15 protein-coding genes are annotated in these 17082 nt (G+C 66.8%); 7 read left to right on the forward strand and 8 right to left on the reverse strand.

The genetic code is table 11. From position 1 onward, the window contains the following. Positions 1 to 14: 14 nt before the first annotated feature. Both AWQ71_RS38980 and AWQ71_RS42955 read left to right on the forward strand, forming a co-directional pair. Entirely contained in the window at positions 15 to 587 is a 573-nt protein-coding gene (locus tag AWQ71_RS38980) for a DUF6461 domain-containing protein (RefSeq protein WP_067144089.1), read from the forward strand. A gap of 252 nt (positions 588 to 839) precedes the next feature. Continuing rightward, positions 840 to 1346: a hypothetical protein gene (locus tag AWQ71_RS42955; protein ID WP_169806733.1), complete on the forward strand. Its 507-nt coding sequence runs from the start codon at positions 840 to 842 to the stop codon at positions 1344 to 1346. Positions 1347 to 1762: 416 nt separating this feature from the next. Here AWQ71_RS42955 and AWQ71_RS38985 read toward each other — a convergent pair whose 3' ends face one another. The 3 genes from AWQ71_RS38985 to AWQ71_RS42435 are packed head-to-tail and all read right to left on the reverse strand — an operon-like array spanning position 1763 to position 4411. Next, positions 1763 to 2323: a hypothetical protein gene (locus AWQ71_RS38985; RefSeq protein ID WP_067144091.1), complete on the reverse strand. Its 561-nt coding sequence runs from the start codon at positions 2321 to 2323 to the stop codon at positions 1763 to 1765. A 2-nt stretch (positions 2324 to 2325) separates the two neighbouring features. Then, complete coding sequence (locus tag AWQ71_RS38990; protein ID WP_245658964.1) at positions 2326 to 4125, reverse strand: DEAD/DEAH box helicase; 1800 nt, start codon at positions 4123 to 4125, stop codon at positions 2326 to 2328. A gap of 4 nt (positions 4126 to 4129) precedes the next feature. Next, positions 4130 to 4411: a hypothetical protein gene (locus AWQ71_RS42435; RefSeq protein WP_067144092.1), complete on the reverse strand. Its 282-nt coding sequence runs from the start codon at positions 4409 to 4411 to the stop codon at positions 4130 to 4132. Positions 4412 to 5001: 590 nt separating this feature from the next. On the opposite strand from AWQ71_RS42435, the gene AWQ71_RS44215 reads away from it, so the two are divergent. The 3 genes from AWQ71_RS44215 (at position 5002) to AWQ71_RS39010 (ending at position 7224) form a co-directional block, all read left to right on the forward strand. Then, the gene (locus AWQ71_RS44215) at positions 5002 to 5709 is read left to right on the forward strand and encodes a type I restriction enzyme endonuclease domain-containing protein (protein ID WP_245658965.1); all 708 of its coding nucleotides are present in this window, start codon (positions 5002 to 5004) and stop codon (positions 5707 to 5709) included. A gap of 686 nt (positions 5710 to 6395) precedes the next feature. Then, on the forward strand, positions 6396 to 6695 hold the full coding sequence (locus AWQ71_RS39005) for a hypothetical protein (protein ID WP_067144097.1): 300 nt from the start codon (positions 6396 to 6398) through the stop codon (positions 6693 to 6695). A gap of 181 nt (positions 6696 to 6876) precedes the next feature. Beyond that, positions 6877 to 7224, forward strand: coding sequence for a site-specific integrase (locus AWQ71_RS39010; protein WP_067144099.1), 348 nt, complete (start codon positions 6877 to 6879; stop codon positions 7222 to 7224). A gap of 1656 nt (positions 7225 to 8880) precedes the next feature. Here the strand turns inward: AWQ71_RS39010 and AWQ71_RS42440 are convergent. Next, positions 8881 to 9327, reverse strand: a complete 447-nt coding sequence (locus tag AWQ71_RS42440; RefSeq protein WP_157570867.1) for a hypothetical protein — start codon at positions 9325 to 9327, stop codon at positions 8881 to 8883. Positions 9328 to 9555: 228 nt separating this feature from the next. Further along, complete coding sequence (locus AWQ71_RS39020) at positions 9556 to 10311, reverse strand: HAD family hydrolase (RefSeq protein ID WP_067144104.1); 756 nt, start codon at positions 10309 to 10311, stop codon at positions 9556 to 9558. A gap of 628 nt (positions 10312 to 10939) precedes the next feature. On the opposite strand from AWQ71_RS39020, the gene AWQ71_RS39025 reads away from it, so the two are divergent. Then, on the forward strand, positions 10940 to 11641 hold the full coding sequence (locus AWQ71_RS39025) for a tyrosine-type recombinase/integrase (protein WP_281196539.1): 702 nt from the start codon (positions 10940 to 10942) through the stop codon (positions 11639 to 11641). A gap of 26 nt (positions 11642 to 11667) precedes the next feature. Beyond that, positions 11668 to 12180, forward strand: coding sequence for a hypothetical protein (locus AWQ71_RS39030; RefSeq protein ID WP_157570868.1), 513 nt, complete (start codon positions 11668 to 11670; stop codon positions 12178 to 12180). 1291 nt (positions 12181 to 13471) lie between these two features. On the opposite strand, the gene AWQ71_RS39035 is transcribed toward AWQ71_RS39030, so the two are convergent. From AWQ71_RS39035 to AWQ71_RS39045, 3 genes are read right to left on the reverse strand one after another with little or no spacing between them, the layout of a single operon-like run. Further along, positions 13472 to 14221, reverse strand: coding sequence for an ABC transporter ATP-binding protein (locus AWQ71_RS39035; protein ID WP_067144107.1), 750 nt, complete (start codon positions 14219 to 14221; stop codon positions 13472 to 13474). 1 nt (position 14222) lies between these two features. Further along, complete coding sequence (locus AWQ71_RS39040) at positions 14223 to 16106, reverse strand: dipeptide/oligopeptide/nickel ABC transporter permease/ATP-binding protein (protein WP_067144109.1); 1884 nt, start codon at positions 16104 to 16106, stop codon at positions 14223 to 14225. Between the two features lies 1 nt (position 16107). Continuing rightward, positions 16108 to 17076, reverse strand: coding sequence for an ABC transporter permease (locus tag AWQ71_RS39045; protein WP_218002159.1), 969 nt, complete (start codon positions 17074 to 17076; stop codon positions 16108 to 16110). Positions 17077 to 17082 lie beyond the last annotated feature (6 nt).

Consider the following 17082-nt stretch of genomic DNA (forward strand, 5'->3'; position numbering starts at 1 on the left):
GGAAGCATGGATATATGACTGCGACTGCTGTCGATTACACCTGGTTCCGTGAGCGTTTCGCGTACCTGGCGGAGGCGTACTGTTTCACCCTCATCCGCGGCCTGACATCCGAGGAGCTGGCGGCTCGGCTCGGCGCCCGGACCGAGGGATTCCCCGATATGACGTTTGAGGAGCTGGTCGACAGTGCCTTCTCCGGTCCTGGCTCCTATGGCACCTGGGATGGCCACTTCTTCGGAGCCGTCCCCGTTGGAGACTGGATTCTCATCGTCGAGCCTAACGGATTTCTCGGCGTGACCAGGAAGGCCATTGTGCCGTTGTCGGCGGGCACACGCCTCGTCTCCCACTTCCGGAACGTCAACTCAGTGAACTACTTCTACTGGGTGGAGGATGGGGATATTCGGCTGTTCTTCGAACCGCTTTCCCCCTCCCCCCGCTACGGCAGCGACCCGGACGGACTCGTAGAGATCATGCAGCAGGCCGGCTTCGACCTCCGCAACGGCGGCAATCACAATCTCTACATGGGGGCGGCATTCGCACTGGCCGAGCACCTCACAGGGATCAAGGTCACTCCACAGCTCCTTGAGTAATCCATTTACTCATGCGGGGTCGCACCCGGATCATGGTAAGCAATCCAACGGGTCAATGTGGACAGGCAGCGCCACACAATCCGGCAGGCCAGGGCGGAGAACGTGTTTGAGAAGGGCGGATAGCGGTCTGCGCATCTCGCCGCTGCGACCGCCGTCGTGTTGCGATCATGACTTGGCGCCCAACGCCGCCGAGGCGCCCGTGGCTGCTGCATGCTGTACGGGATCCCCCGAAAGGGGCATATGCTCCCGATCGTGCGTCGAATCATCGTGAGTCGAATCGCGGTAACGGTAGCGGCCGCGCTGATGGTAGCCAGCTGCACATTTGAGCCGGAGCAACCAAAACCACCTCCTGCGGTCGCGTTCACGCCGGAGATGGCGGAGTCAGTCCTCATGGAAGTTGTCGCTGGAGTCAGCAAGAACGGCGTCGCCGATTTCTGCTCCAAATTCGCGCGTAGCACGGGGACATGTGAGGCTCTTCTGAAGGATGCCTTGAGGCGGTGCCTGCTGCCTGGAGACGAGCCCATCGTGAAGCACTCGGTGCGTCTACCGGCCACGGACAAGTACGAAGAGACGTGGCAGTTGGTGGTTCAGGGTAGAACACTCGATGGCCAGAAGTATGTTTCGGATTTTCCGATCGTCCTATCGGCGGGTGCGCCGAAGGCTGTACTAGGAATCTACTGGACAGGTCAGGGTTACGGCAGGAATATGGACGACCCCCCGAAGTACACGGTCCCCCCGAAAAACGCTTGCCCTCGGTAAAAGTGGCACGCCGCCTTGATGCCTCTGGAGCGGATTAGAGAACGTTGAATTGGGCGATTCAGGGTACGTGCGTGCTGGCGTGTCGCAGCATGTCCGCGGGTGAGACGCCGCGCCATTCCGGAGATCGCCGCCCATCGGATCATGGCTTCGGCTGTGGCGGGGTGGCGCTCATAGTCCCGGGCCAGGCGGCGATGGCTGGTCAGCCGGGCCAGTGACCGTTCCACGACCCACCGCCGTTCGATCACGGCGAACCCGATCTGCCCCGGCGCCTTGCGGACGATGTACAGCACGGTCCGCAGGACCCGGCGAGCGGGGCCGTCACGGCCGAAGGATGCGGGGCATCCGCGGGCTCAGCGGGTGGTGAGGGTGCGTGCCCGCCGGGCGGGCACGCGCCGCTCCTTCTCAGGCCGGCCGGGTCACTCGGCCACCGTGAAGTAGGCGGCCGGATCAAGGGAGTTGAGCGCGATCCAGCGTTGCGCCGTCGCTTCGGCGGGCGCCTGGCCGCCGCCCGCCGAAGTGCGGAAGAAGCCCTGCACGTCGAGAGCGATGCGGGGATCGTCGTCGATGCGCCGCGCCATGTCGTAGTAGACGGCCAGCTCATGGACGCACCGCGGGGTGGCGGCCGGGCAGGAGCAGTCGACGCTTTCGAGGACCGGCGCGGGCGGATGGCCCGCGTCGGCGATCGCGCGGTACAGATCGTCAGTGAGCAGGGGCTGGATGCCGCTCAGCTGACGGGAGATCTCGGCCGTCGCCCCCGCGGACATCGGCGCGACCTCGATCGTGACCACCGTGGTGCCGCGGCCTCGGTGCACGGCGGCGCGCACGGTCCGGCCGTCGAACGTGATCTGCACCTTCCCGTCGCGCACCATGCGCCGCGCGCTCGGCAGCTGGGGATCGGGACGGGTCTGGCGCAACGACTCGGCGAACCGGACCCAGTCCTTGCCCCACTTCGTGTATCCGTAGTCGTGGTCGGCCATGGTCAGTTGACTCGCTTCCGGCGCAGGACCTCGATGAGACGGTCGTCGTCCAGGCGTGTCAGCTCGGCGACGCTGGACATGTCGGCGATGTCCGACAGCGCGGACTTGCGGTGATGCATGGCCGCGATGTGCTCCTCGACGGTGGTCCCGGTGGTCAGGGTGGTGACGGTGACCGTGCGGGTCTGACCGATCCGGTGGACCCGGTCGGACGCCTGAGCCTCCACGGCCGGGTTCCACCACCGGTCGAAGTGGATGACGTCGGCCGCGCGCGTGAGCGTGAGCCCGGTGCCCCCGGCCTTCAGGCTGAGGACGAGCACCTTCGGACCGTCGTCGGACTGGAACCGGCGGACGATGTCGGCCCGTTGCTCCTGGTTCAGGCCTCCGTGGAAGAACGGCGTACTCGCCCCGAACTGTTCGGCGAAGTGCCGGACCAGCAGCTCACCGGTCTGCCGGTACTGGGTGAAGACGAGGGTCGGAGAGGCGTTCTCCAGGTTGTTGGCCACAATGTCGGTGCACAGGTCGAGCTTTCCCGACCTGCCCGACAGCTCACCGAGGTCGTCCGTGATCAGGCCCGGATGGTTGCAGACCTTCTTGAGCGAGGTCAGGACCGCGAGCACCTTGGTCTGCCGCTGGGCGCCACTGCCGAAGCCGTCGTCGATGACCTGCTCCAGCAGCCGGTCGTACAGCCTCTCCTGCTCCTCGGTGAGGTCGCAGATGAGATCGGCATGGATCTTGGGCGGGAGCGACCCCGCGACCTGGGACTTCTTCCGCATCAGCACGACCGGCTCGATGGCCCCGCGCAGCCGGGCGGAAGCGGCCGGGGAGCCGTCCGCGATCGGCCGCACGAAACGACGGCGGAACTGCGTCCGGTTCCCGAACAGGTGCGGTGCGACCAGATTGAGCAGCGCCCACAGCTCGTCGAGGTGATTCTCGACGGGCGTCCCGGTCAGGGCGATCCGCGCGTCGGCCGCGATGGTGCGCGCGGCCTTCGACACCTGCGTACGGGGGTTCTTCAGGACCTGCGCCTCGTCGAAGACCGCGGTGCTCCACTGGATCCCCGCCGGGGCCGGGCTGTGCGTGCGCAGCGTGGGGTAGCCGGTGAGCACCACCGTGCCGCTGTCCACCGCGGGCAGCGGCCCGCCGCGCCAGATCGTGGCCCGCAGGTCGGGTGCGAACCGCGCGATCTCGTGCGCCCAGTTCCCCACCAACGACGTGGGGCAGACCACCAGTTGCGGCCCCTTCTCGGCCCGTCCGGCGACACAGCCGATGGTCTGCAGGGTCTTGCCGAGTCCCATCTCGTCGGCCAGCACCGCGCCACCGTGCGTCTCGATGGTCTCGCGCAGCCAGCTCACCCCGCGCACCTGATACGGGCGCAGCTTGGCGGTGAGCGCCGCGCGCATCTCGGCCCCCACCGAGGTGGTGCGGCGGAAGACGCCGCTCGCGTGCTCCGGCGTCGTGACGGCGACACCCGTGGCGTCGGGGACCGCGTGCGCGGCGATCGGCAGGGCCGACTCGCCGCCCGCGATCCACGACCGCCAGACGTCCACCGACCGGCCGGGCGAGTCGAGGGGCACGGTCACGAGCCGGTCCGGCTCGATCAGCACGCAGTCGACGTCGGACACCTTGAGCCTGCCGAGGTCCGGCGTCGGCACGACCAGGGGGACGGTCTGGACGTCACCGACCGCCGGGGCCGCCCCCACGGCGCCGTCGGCCCAGGTCCACAGGGCGAACATGTGCCGGTCGGGCAGGTACGTGGCCTGACTGCCCGACCGCGCCTCGGGGAGTTTCTGCCTGGTTCCCATGGCGTCAGCGGGTGCCCACGTCGTCGCCCTCGCGGGCGGTCAGGTCCTCGGCCTCAGCCCGGGGGGCCGTCTCGTCCGCGGTCGGGCCGCCGTCCCGCGCGGGCTCCGGCGCGCCCCCGGCAGCCGCGGGCTTGCGGATCGCGCACAGGGCGAGCAGCAGCACGGCCGCGCCGAAGAGCGCGATGAACATGATCCAGACCGCGCCGACATGCATGGCGTGGACGACCGCGTCGTCGGCGGCGTTCCCGAGCGCGGGCAGGTGGGACGTGGTGGCGGAACACACCATGAGAAGAGCAAGAATCAACTGCTGCCTGGACTTCGGCAACGTGGATGTAGTCATTAATACCTTCGGTATGCGGTCTGGAAAAGCTGACGAGCGGACCGTAGGCAACCATCGGGCGTATGTCAATTCTCATGCGGCCGGTAACGGTCGGCGATTTTCCGACGCACCCGAGGGCATGCCGACAAGCGTTCTGTCAATTCTTGAAGATGTGAGCGGGCCGGCGGTTTAGTGCGCTCCCGTGGGCATGCCGCCAAGCGCCCTGTCAATTCCTGATCCTTTTGTTTGACTTCGCGTGAATTCCGTGCCCCACCCCGTGTTCTGCCTCTGCTCCGCGCCCTGTCCCGCCCCGTGTCCCGCGTCGTGCGCTACACCGGGAGCAGGAAGGGGGTGGGCGCCAGCGCCGGTGCGGCCGCCCCCGGGGCCGCCGGGAGCGGCCGAGTACCCAGACGGCTACCCCGTGCGGGCGGTCCTTTCGGCCTGCCGGTTCAGCAGGCCGAACGTTCTTCCCCGCGTATTTTTTTGAATGGGAGGATTGGAATTCACCCAGGCCGGCGGAACGGAAGTCGCCGGGGCATGCATGGAGAGGCAGGGGGATGACCCTACAGGGCCAATGGTGGAGCGAGAGCGACAGTTACGTCTCGGGCATTCTCTCGGTGTGCTCATTGGATTCGGACCGTGCGGTGCTCCACTGGCGCGGTCAGGTGATCTCGGGTGCCGAACTGAACCGAACAGCAACCCGAGCGTGGCACCTTTCGCGATCTCAGCAACCGACTGGACGAATCCTTCGGGACCACCGGTCAGAACATCAATTGGTGGGCGCGAATAGAAGAACCGCCAGAGCAAGCCTGATCCGGGCCACGCGCCTCTCCTCTCCCTGCGAGCGAGCTACACCCATCTCGGAGCGTTTCGGCGGCCTCGAAGCATGGCGCCAGGACATCGCCTTCTTCCGTGAAGTGCGCGTCTGGATAGTGAAGCTGGACGCCGCGGACCGCGAGGCCAGCGACAAACCGTTGGCGGCCGAGGTCAACCTCTACCTCTCCCAGCTGGCGGCCTCCGTCGTCGACGCCGACGACATCACCGATCTGTACGCCGAGGCCGGCATCGAACGGCTCGACATCACCAGCCTCAACGAGGAGCACCTGCGCAGGCTCCAGGAATCCGAGACGCCACACCTGACGGCCGAAGCCCTGCGCCGGTTGATCGAGCAGAAGATGCGCGAGGTGATCCCGCACAACATCGTCCGCCAGGGAACAGAGAGAGCAGTAAGGCCGCAATGGCCGCAATGGCCGCGATGGCCGTGAAGATGTCGTCCAGCCAGGACCGTCGGAGGGCGTCGTCTTCTCTTTAAGAACCTGACGAATGGCTGGCCAATTATGCTCGCCCATACTCCCGGAGCGCAGCGCAGTTTGGCCGCTCTACACCCAGCAAGGTTACGACGGCCGAAGAGCTGTAAAACCGTCGGCTCAGCCTACGCAAGTTCGAACCTTGCACCTGCCACATCAACGAGAAAGGGTCCGTCACCAGCGGAAACGCGGCGGCAGGCCTCTCGCGCTGATTGCCCGTGAGCTCCCGTGAGTTCCCGTGATTCCCCTGATTTCCCGTGGCCTCTGGCACGCGATCACGGCAGCTTCCTGCCTGAAGACAGAGACGAAGAGCGATTGCGCCAAACTCCTCCAGTCCCCCAAGCTGCCCCGGACAAGCGGGCGGCGGGGCAGGGAAAGGACCGGTGACCAAGGGGCCGGCGGCGGCGCGGTTCTCAGCTCAGGTCGGCAGGTCGATTGGGTACGAGGTGGTGGCGTATGGCGGGTCGCGCGGGATCTTGAAAAGGTTCAATGGTGCTACATTGACTGAACCTTTGGCCACAGCACGGCGGTCCGCAGTAACGAGGTGTCGCCCCAAGCAATGCGGGACGAGTTCCTGTTCAGCCACCTGGCTATTCGAGCGACGACGACCTTGAGGCCTGCGTCCGCCATTGAAAGGAAGAGCGATGAAGAAGAGGACCACTGCCATGTTGGTCGCGGGGCTGACCGTCGCTGCCGGTCTCGTGGCATCCTCCCCGGCATACGCTGACCCGAGCTTCCCATGCGGTCTCTCCTACGCTAAGCAGAGCGGTGTCGACCTGTCGTTGCACTACCACAACTGCGGCAGCACGACAGTGAAGCGCAAGCCCTTCAGCGTCCTCTACGGCGGTATGGGGAGCTGCAAGTCCATTTCTGCCGGCGCGACCGTCGGCTGGATCGTCCAGGGCAATGCCCACCCCGAGACATGGTCGGTCATCGCCTGCTGAGTGGACGATCTGCCCGCGTAGGGATAGGCATGTCGGGAGACACAGAACATCTCCATTAGCAGGACGAACAGCGATGTCCGCCGCCGAGGTGTTACCACCATGCTCCTGCGTACCTTTCTCGGCCTGATCATCCCGTCTGCCGTCGTCCCGCCCGAAGGGGAAGCGGGCCGGGGACGAACTGGTGACCATTCTCCGCGACCATATCCACCGGTACGGCGTCGGCAACGACGGACGACCATTCCGCACGAGGATGGGCGGCGTGATCTCCGGATCGGCCTACGCCATGGTCTGGAAGGAAGCCCGCACATACGCGCTCACACCCGATCAGGCCGCTTCTCCTCTGGCGGCCCGGCCGTACGACCTGCGGCACGCGGCGGTCTCGCTCGGGCTGAACGCCAGGGTCCACGCCCCGGAAGCCGCGGAACGGGCCGGTCACGGAGTCGACGTCATGCTCCGGGTCTACGCCAAGTGCATCGACGGGCAACGTGAGGCGGCCAACCAACGGATCATGGATGCCCTCGCCGGATGAGGCGACGCATGAGCATCAAACGAAGGGTCTCGGTTCACGCCGGGACCCTTCGGCGTGCTCGGGGGGCTCGGAATCGTTCCGGGAGCTCGTAAAAGCCACGGGCCGACCTGCGAAAACACCCCCAAGATCATTCCGGATATGTTCCGGAAGTAGTGGCATCCGGCTGCGTTCGGCGGCCTGCGGGTGCATACGCGGCACATTCCGTACCAAAGCAAAAGACCAGGTCACACGGGATGTGGCCTGGTCTGGAGAGCGCGCCCTGAGGGATTCGAACCCCGGACCGTCGGATTAGAAGTGGGTGATTCTTTCCCCCACCTATATACCGCTGACCTGCTCGACAAGCTATTGGCGTACGGCGGGCAGAGAAGATCATCCCGCGCATATCCCGCAGGCCCGATCCGCTACCGTGACGGCGTGTCGAGTAGCGAGCGTCATCTGTCAGTCGAGGAACAAGCCGTCATCCTGGCACTCCTCGCACAGGACTTCCCCGGCGCGGACGAACTTCGAGCTCAGGTTCCTTCGGCAGTTGTCAGCGGGCGATGCGGATGCGGATGCGCGACAGTGGATCTTCGAGCGGGAACAGGACCTCGCGCACTCGCCTCGCCGGTGCAAGACGGCGTGCTGATCTCCGCCGAAGTATGTGGGCGAAGTGATGGCGTCTTGCTCTTCGTCGAAGATGGCCATCTCTCGTGTTTTGAGGTCTACTCCGTCGAAGATGAGCCGGCCACGCTCCCACGGCCTGAAGATCTCACCGTTGACGCGCCAGGCGCCTGGGAGTGATGTCCCCCAAGAGGAGCAAGTCCGAAGGCCAGCTCACGACTCCGCGGATTGAAGGATCGATTTCGCGTCGTTCCACACAGTTCAATGCAGATCAGGCGCCGTACGCGGTCTGATCCGAACTGTCCTGGATCACCTAGAACTGCACGCGCTCACGCGCTGCCGACGGGTTTACAGCGCGTGACCGTTCCCGGCCAATCATAGGTACGGCTCCCACCGGCAAGATCATTACACGTATTTTGCACGTGCGGGCATCGCCCTCATCGACCGCGCCTGTCATCCTGTGGGCGTGTCCGCTCCGACATGTCCCCGATGTTCCGGCAAGATGACGCCGTTGATGTACGGGCTCCCTACCCAAGCGGCGAGAGAAGCCGCCGAAGCCGGTGAACTCGCTCTGGCGGGATGCGCCGTTCCCGTTGACGCTTTCGAAGAAGGCTGGCGATGCCTCGCCTGCACCTACAGCTTCGAGGCAACGGATCGGGCCGATTGGCTGGCCGCCCTGGAACAGGCGATCGCAGGACGTCCGCGGTGCCCGCAGTGTGGCTCACCGAGCCATCTGCTCGTGTATGCCGACGCGGTAGAGATCTTCGCCGACGACATTGCGAGGGGCCGAGCCGTGGTGGCTGCCCATACGGCGCCTGCGGGAGTGAATGCTGAGCAACAGTGTCCTGCTTGCGGTCATGTTTGGCAGCCGCGTTGATGTCACTCGACCGACCGTGATGAGCGTCCGAGCCGGTCGCCATCCAGGAACCGCGGATTGAAAGAAGTCGATTCGATCGAGGTCCGGGGCTCCGAACTGCGGGTGCGGTGTCCGTGGACGTCCGCCGAGTTCCGCCGTCGTCCGCCGCGTCGGCTGCACTCGTGGCTGTAGAGCTGCAGTCAGCCTTCAGGGTCGAAGGGGTTGATCATTAGCCCCGCGAGTCGTGATGTCGCGAACTCAGCTCCGCAGGTAGGGCATCCCGACTCGAAGGAGTGTCGATGCCGCCACCCTTCTAGTACCTCGGGCGTGTCCACAGGGTAGAGCACCTCGTGCCATGCGCCGCAGCCGAAACAACGATGAGAACGACTGTCGGCAAGCAGGACGCCTCTGAGATCCTCGGCGGTCCACGCTTCGACCTCGCTCGCCGCGCGGCGTGGTTCGATTCCGGACGGCCACACCGCAATGCATCCTTGTGTAAACCTCGGCCGGTCGATCCGCAGGGCGGATGCGCGGCAAGAGGCCTCGTTGGCCAGCCAAGCCGGAATGGGATCGACATACGGTGGGAGCACGTCACCCGCCTCGTAGACCGTGATGTGCAGCCGATGATCGAAGTGGACAGTTTGCACGGCTGACGACGGTACTCGCAGATGGCGGTGTGGTTCGACCGTGACCTTGGATCGAGCCCGCGCTGTCAGCTTGGGAAGCGTACGGATCGCGCCTCGTAGCGCCGCTGAGCTGCGCTTCGGGCCGGTCATGAGTGACCGTGGTTGACCCCTCGTCACCCTGCTTAATGGCCCGCTAATGGCCCGACGATCACAGTGCTGCTCTTGGTCGTACGTTCGATGATCAATAGATCACGTTGTGGGCGGTAGTTGAGTGTCGCGGCTGAGGAGATCCGGGAGCGTCAGACTCAGGCGGTGCGGCAGGTCGAAAACTGTGTTCAGCCGATGATGTAGCGGGACAGATGCCTTGCCCTGGGGGTCGATCAAAAGCGCCTCCATGCCCATGCGGCGCGGGCCAACGTAGTCGGCTTCGTAGGAGTCGCCGATGAACCATACGTCCTGGGCCGAGACCGCGAGCTGGTGGAGTGCCGCCTGATAGATGTCCGCGTGGGGCTTGCGCCTGCCCACGTCCACGGAGAGCACGACTGCGTCCATGGAGTCGAGCACTCCCATCGCCGTGAGGTGCTCAGGCACCATGGTCGGGCTGTGGGTGTTGGAGACCACCGCCAGGCGGAACTCCGAGCTCAACCCTTCGAGCAGGACGTCGATACCAGCAGGGTGGCGCACTGGGGCGCTCCACTCGGCGAGATAGGTCTTCACGAAAGCGTCCACCTGCCCAGGCGTCGGCTCCCGAGGAAGCGCCGCATGCAGGAATGCGGTCGTGACGTCGGCCATGGAGAACTCACGGTCATCGAGCGCGCTGTGCTGGTCGAACTGAGCGGAGGTCGCGGACCAGGCTTCCAGGAACCGCTCGTAACCCAGCTGTCCGCCGAACTCGTACAGCAAGGCGTGAGAAAGCTGATAGCCCTGCTCGGTTCGGCTCGGCGAGTAATCGACGAGCGTGCCGAAGAAGTCGAACAGAAGATGCGTGGGACGACGCTGAATCATCCAAGGATCTTGCCAGGCTCGCGCGGCAGCTCAGCAGGTAGCCCACAGCTGGCGCCGACCTGCAGTCGCCGGCCAAGCACGGCCCGTCCCCTGGTTCGCCCCCGTCCTCCTCGTAGCTGCCAATCCCCAGGACGGGACCGAGGAGTCAAGGGTCAGCGAAGCTGATCGCGAAGCGACGCCGCGGGCGCCCTTGACTCCTCGGGCACGGCCGGGAAACTCAAGCAGCGAGGAGGACGAATGCCATCAGACTACGAGTGGACCTGATCTTGCTGAGGAAAGGGCCACCTGACCTGCAGTGCGGCGTGGCTGCCTGCTCTCCGGCTACCGTGCCCCATGGCCAGCGGGGCAGGACAGGACGAGGCTATCCGGTGGCCCAGCTCTGAGGAACGAAGGCCTGGACCACCGATCGCCCCCAAGCAAGTGCGGCGACCGACCACGTAGTGGCGATCGTTGTGCTGCATTGGGTGGCGGCGTGACCAGGTGCCGCCTTCTTGGATCGGTCGGCGCATTCCCGGCTACGACGCGGCCCGAGCTGCTGGCGGCCGGGACCGGCCCCCAGGCCGCAGCCCGGCCGGCGAGCGGGCATAGGGCCGCCCTTGAAGAGCTTTCGGCAAACCCCCTCGACCGGGTGAAGCTCCGCCGCACCAAGAGCACCGGCGAGATAGATCGGCGCGTCGTGGTGAACCCGGCCCAGGTTCGGGAGCTCCTCGTCGCCGTCACCTACTGCGGGCGGTCGCGCGGGCCGATGCTGGCGGCCATGTTCGCCTGCATGTACTTCGGCGGCCTTCGGCCTGCTGAGGCGGCCGGACTCCGCGAGAAGGACTGCCACCTTCCGAAAGACGGCTGGGGCCTGCTCACCCTGGAGAAGACCGCACCGCAGAGCAACAAGCGGTTCACCGACTCCGGCAAGGGTCATGACGAGCGCGGCCTGAAGCACCGAGACGAGAAGATCACACGGCCGGTGCCCATTCCTCCGGAACTGGTGGGCATCCTCCGCGACCATATCGACCGGCACGGCGTCGGCGACGATGGGCGGCTGTTCCGGACCCGCACAGGTGGCGTGATCTCCGGCTCGGCCTACGCGAAGATCTGGAAGGAAGCCCGAACCTACGCGCTCGCACCCGACCAGGTCGCCTCTCCCCTGGCGGGTAGGCCGTACGACCTGCGGCACGCGGCGGTCTCGCTCTGGCTGAACGCCGGGGTCCACGCCCCAGAAGCCGCGGAACGGGCCGGTCACGGAGTGGACGTCATGCTCAGGGTCGACGCCAAGTGCATCGACGGGCAACGCGAGATCGCCAACCAGCGCATAGAGGGCGCTCTGGCCTCATGAGTGATCAACCGCGGAATACTGGTCTGGTGGAACTCTCCCCTGAGCTCAGGAATCGTCTGGCTGAGCTGAGAGGTGATCTCCTATGGGGCCGCCTCTCGGGGACCGCGCCGGAGGCAGGCTGGCTTGCCTGCGAACTGATCGAAGCCGGTCTGGACTCTCCTGCGGTGTGGGAGCTGGCGGGCTACACGTTGTCCATCGGATCAATGACCGAAGTTGAGCCGCTCGTCCGCGAGGTGCTGGCGGAGAGCGGCTTCTCACCCATCGATGTCCAGCGCACACCATGGGAAGTCGCCCGCGATGTGGCGCAGGGAATAGCCGAGGGCACACTCCCCATCGGTAAGGGTGCGGACTTCCTGATCCTCGAACTCAGGGACAAGTGCGACGGCCCTGAGGACATCTTCTGGCTGATGATGCTCATCGACGACTGGGAGGCCGTGCAGGCAACTCCGCCGAGTGACGATGCGCTCCGCGAGCAAGCACGGAAGATCGCGAACGCTGCAACCGACCGGCTTGAGGCGATGAAAGATCAGGATTCGTAGAAGTGGGAACCGCGCCAGCCAAGGGTCTCGAATCACTCCGGGGCCCTTCGGCGTACCTTGGATTCATTCCGCAGACATCTGGAAACCGTCCCTCGACCTGCGGAAACGCCAGCGCTTCCATCCCGCGTATATCCCGCGATCAGCGACAAACGGTGGCTGTCGGCGGCCCGCGGGTGCATACGCGGCACATGCCGTATCAAAGCAAAAGACCAGGTCACAGGAGATGTGGCCTGGTCTGGAGAGCGCGCCCTGAGGGATTCGAACCCCCGACCGTCGGATTAGAAGCAAGATCTTTAAGTGTCGCGGAGTGTCGTTTGACGGTGGTTCGTACCGCCTGCGCGCACATTTCGTGTCAAGCGGTGCCGGGCCCTGACGGCGAGTGACGGGGCGTACGAGCACGCACCGAGCACGGTGGACACCCGATTTGATCACCGTGGGTCGCCCACATCATCAATCTTGCACCCAGAGCCCGCCGTCACGCCACATAGATCCTGGTCCCTGTGCTCGGCACGTGCTCCCGCGAAGGCGGCCACGCTGCCTCGCCGCCTTCGAGATGGCGTCGGCAAGCTGAGGGCCGGCGAACGGTACGCCGCTCGTACCCTACCCTGGCCATCACCAAGACCCCTCGGAAATTTGACAGAGACCCTGAGACGAGGCGAACCGTTCCTCATCGAGGAAGCGCCCCAGTGATCCGGTTGACAACGCAGCCAGCCCGTGGCCGTTCGAATGACCACCTGTGCTCCATCCGCCTCCCCATCGTCAGCGGCGCGATCAACGAATACCACCGCGATGGGTAACCACAGCTCAGACCACGTAACTCAATATTCGAGCGGCACACCATTTACACCATGCCCTGCGCGAGTACCAGCAGTTCTACAACGAGCACCGAGCCACTTGAGATGCACGGACGTACTTTTCGGCAGGCGCAGGGCTGCGGTGTGGGCCACCGCCGTGACTTGGCGGACCAAGGCGGGCCAGCCGAAGGTCTCCACCGGCTGGGGGTTGATCGAGCGGAGCGCGTTGTCCGGCATCGGTCCGCTGGCTGCGGATTTCGTCCGGCGGGACCATACGCCGCACCTCACCGAGGCCATGCAAATGCGCAAGCTCGGTGTCGCGGTAGGGGCGGCTACGCCGGCGAGCTGCTTACCGACGGCCCCGCCGAGGATGACCCGGTGGTTGTGGTACGACGCCCGGCGGGCGCAGGATCAGCGCCCGCCGCCACCAGGTCGAGCGTCGAGTAGGTGTCGATGAGGAACGGCTTGGACACCTCGAATCCGGCATCGACTCTCAGCTATGAGCGGCCATTACCCATCGTCATGGTCGGGACGGCTTCGAGGAGCTGCTTCGTGTACGGGTGCGCGGAACGCTCGATGACGTCCTCCGTCGTACCGTGCTCGACGAGCCGGCCGGACTTCATGACCGCGATCGAGTCGGCTATGTAGCGGACCACGGCGAGGTTGTGCGAGATGAACAGGATCCCGACACCGGTCCGGGTCTGGATCTCCTTGAGCAGGTTGAGCACGGCACCCTGGACCGAGACGTCGAGCGCCGATGTGATCTCGTCGGCGATCAGGACCTCGGGCTCGGCGGCGAGGGCGCGGGCGATGGCGACGCGCTGCCGCTGTCCGCCGGAGAGCTGCCGGGGGCGCTTGTGGACGTCGCCGGGATCGAGCCGGACCATCTCGAGCAGCTCGGTGACCCGGGCCGGCCGCTCCTGCCGCCCGCTTGCCCGGGGCAGGCCCTCGGCGATCGACGCGCCGACGCTCATCCGCGGGTTGAGGGACGCGTACGGGTCCTGGAACACGTACTGCAACGGCGGGCGGCCGCGCGGGTCGAGCCCCGCCCCCTTCCAGAGGATCGTGCCCGAGGTGAGCGGGGCGAGGCCGACCGCCGCCCGGGCGAGGGTCGACTTGCCGGACCCCGACTCGCCGACGAGCCCGACGACCGAGCCGGCCGCCACGGTCAGGCTGACCTCGTCGACGGCCGTCACGGCGCCCTGATTGTGGCCGTACCGGACAACTATGTCGCGGAGCTCGAGCACGTCACGCCTCACTTTCTAGGACCGGCAGCAGCGGATGCCAGCAGGCGACGGCGCCGCCACCGCCCGAGTCGGCCAGTTCGGGACGCGCCTGCCGGCATCGGTCGTCCGCCCGGCCGCACCGGGGCGCGAACGCGCAGCCCGGCGGCAGGTCAGAGGCGTGCGGCGGGCGGCCGGGAATGTTCGCGAGCGGCCGCGACCGGTCCGTCGACATGTCCGGGATGCTCGCGATCAACGCGCGGGTGTACGGATGCGCGGCCTCGGCGAGCCCGCTGACCGGCAGTTCCTCGACCACCCGGCCGGCGTACATGACCAGGACCCGGGACGCGTTCTCAGCCACCACCGCGATGTCGTGGCTGATCATCAGGACGGCGGCGTCGCTCTCCCGGGAGATGCGCCGCAGCAGGCCGAGCACCTCCTTCTGGACGGTCACGTCGAGGGCGGTGGTCGGCTCGTCGGCGACGATCAGCGCCGGCTGGGCCATGAGGCCCATCGCGATCGACGCGCGCTGGCGCATGCCGCCGGAGAACGCCATCGGGTACTGCTTCGCCCGCGCCTGCGGGTCGGTGATCAGCACTGCGCTGAGGCGGTCGACGGCTCGTCGCCACGCGTCCCGGCGGCCGAGGCGTTCGTGGGTTTCCGCGACCTCGGCGAGCTGGCGTCCGACCTTGAGCGTCGGGTTCAGCGACGACATCGGGTCCTGGAACACCATCGCGAGCGAGGTGCCGAGCAGCCGCTCGCGGTCGCGGGGGCGCATCCGCCGCAGCTCGTTGCCCTTGATCTGGTGCACGTCGGCCTCAGCGACGTTCGGGTACGAGGTGAGCTGTGCGACCGCCATGGCGGTGAGGCTCTTGCCCGATCCCGACTCGCCGACCAGCCCGACGATCTCGCCGCGGCGAAGGCGCATGCTGACGTCGACGACCGGGGAGAAGGGCGCGGTCTCGCCGGGTACGGTGACGGTCAGGCGCTCGATCCGGAGCACCTCTTCGCCCGGTGGCGGCGTCTCGGCCGGGGCCATATCCCGGCGCTGGGACCTGAGGGACGGGAGCCGGAGGTGACCGTGCTGGCTGCCGCCGAGGACCTGGGTCAGCAGCTCGCCGGCGAGGACGAATGCGAGACCCGCGACGACGATCATGATGGACGGCGCGAGCGCGGCCGCCGGGTTGGTGTAGATGGCCGGCAGCCCGTCGGCGAGCATGCGTCCCCAGTCGTACTGCGGCGGTTGCACGCCGAAGCCGATGTAGGACAGTGCCGATATGCTGAGCAGCGCCGCCCCGACCTGGCTGGTCGCGTTGATGACGAGGGGTTCCGAGATGTTCGGGATGACGTGGCGAATCAGGATCCGCCACCGCGGGACCCGGAGCAGTCGCGCGGCGGAGACGTAGTCGGCGTTCGCGACGCCGCTGGCGGTGGTGTGGGTCAGCCGCGCGAACGAGGGCGCGAAGGCGATCGCCATCGACAGCACGGCGCCGCGCGCCCCCACTCCGAAGATCATGGCGAGGAACAGGGCGAGCAGCAGCCCGGGAAAGGCGACCATCAGGTTCAGGACGGCGACCACCGCTCGGCCGGCGCGCCGGCCGAGCACGACGGGGACGGTGCCGATGATCAGCCCGCAGGCCACGCCGATGCCGACGACGAGCAGAGCGAGGACGAGGGACAGCCGGGTGGCCACCAGCGTCCGCGTGAGGACGTCGCGTCCGAGGGCGTCCGTGCCGAACGGGTGCGCCGCCGACGGTCCCGCCTGGAGCGCGCCGCCCGCGATCTCCGTGGCCCGGTCGCCGAGCAGCAGCGGCGCCACGACGGCGGTCGCGACCAGGAGCAGCAGCAGGGCGACCGTGACCACGCCGAGCGGCGACGACAGGTGATGGCGGGTACGTGACCAGGACACGTCAGCTCTCCTTGATCGTCGAGCGCGGGTCGATGACGGCGATCGCGATGTCGACCGCGAGGTTGATCAGCAGGATGCCGGCGCCGAAGAAGAGCGCGACCGCCTGGACGACCGGGTAGTCCTTGGCGAGCACCGAATGCACGAGCTCGGCGCCGACGCCGGGCCAGGCGAACACGTTCTCCACGAGCACGGTGCCGGCCACCATCGACGCGAGGATCATGCCGGAGACGGTCAGCGTCGGGGTCAGCGTGTTCGGCAGCGCGTGCCGCAGGTAGATCAGCCGCGCCGGGAGGCGCTTCGCGCGCGCCGCCCGGATGTAGTCCTCGCCGAGCACCCGCTGGGTCTCGGCCCGGACGATCCGCGCCAGGTAGGCGGCCGGCCCCACGACGAGGGCGGTCACCGGCAGCACGAACGACGCGGGACCGGACAAGCCCGCGACCGGCAGCGCATTGAGGGAGACGGCGAAGACGAACACGAGTCCGACCGACACCAGGTAGTCCGGCACGGAGAGCGCAAGCCCGGTCACGCCGCCGAAGCCGAAGTGCAGGCCGCGGCCCCGGCCGTCCCGGGTGGCGATACCGAGGAGCAGGCCCACCGGTATCGCCACCGCGAGGCAGACCACGAACGCGGTCAGGCCGAGCTGGAGGGTCGCGGGCACCAACTGTGCCATCTTCTCCCGCACCGGCGTCTGGGTGTCCAGGGACGTACCGAGGTCGAGGTGGAGCAGGTTCCAGAGATAGTCCAGGTACTGCCGCCACAGCGGGTCGTTGAGCCCGAGACGCTCCCGGGTGGCCGCGATGGTCTCCGGCGACGCCATCAGGCCCAGGGCTCCGCGTACCGGGTCGCCCGGCAGCGCGTGGACCATGGCGAACGATGCGGTGACGACGACCGCCAGCGAGACGACGAACCTCCCCAGCCGCCGGATCAGGAATACCGGCCACGGGTACCTGGCGCGCAGCGACGACTTCACAGAACC

It is taken from the genome of Microtetraspora malaysiensis (assembly GCF_001528665.1).
In the GTDB taxonomy this organism is placed as follows: domain Bacteria; phylum Actinomycetota; class Actinomycetes; order Streptosporangiales; family Streptosporangiaceae; genus Microtetraspora_A; species Microtetraspora_A malaysiensis.

Excerpts from the sequence above, each read along its gene's own strand:
- AWQ71_RS38990 (WP_245658964.1), bottom strand. The coding sequence starts at position 4,125 with ATGGGAACCAGGCAGAAACTCCCCGAGGCGCGGTCGGGCAGTCAGGCC.
- AWQ71_RS42435 (WP_067144092.1), bottom strand. The coding sequence starts at position 4,411 with ATGGTGTGTTCCGCCACCACGTCCCACCTGCCCGCGCTCGGGAACGCC.
- AWQ71_RS38985 (WP_067144091.1), bottom strand. The coding sequence starts at position 2,323 with ATGGCCGACCACGACTACGGATACACGAAGTGGGGCAAGGACTGGGTC.
- AWQ71_RS39020 (WP_067144104.1), bottom strand. The coding sequence starts at position 10,311 with ATGATTCAGCGTCGTCCCACGCATCTTCTGTTCGACTTCTTCGGCACG.
- AWQ71_RS39005 (WP_067144097.1), top strand. The coding sequence starts at position 6,396 with ATGAAGAAGAGGACCACTGCCATGTTGGTCGCGGGGCTGACCGTCGCT.
- AWQ71_RS38980 (WP_067144089.1), top strand. The coding sequence starts at position 15 with ATGACTGCGACTGCTGTCGATTACACCTGGTTCCGTGAGCGTTTCGCG.
- AWQ71_RS44215 (WP_245658965.1), top strand. The coding sequence starts at position 5,002 with ATGACCCTACAGGGCCAATGGTGGAGCGAGAGCGACAGTTACGTCTCG.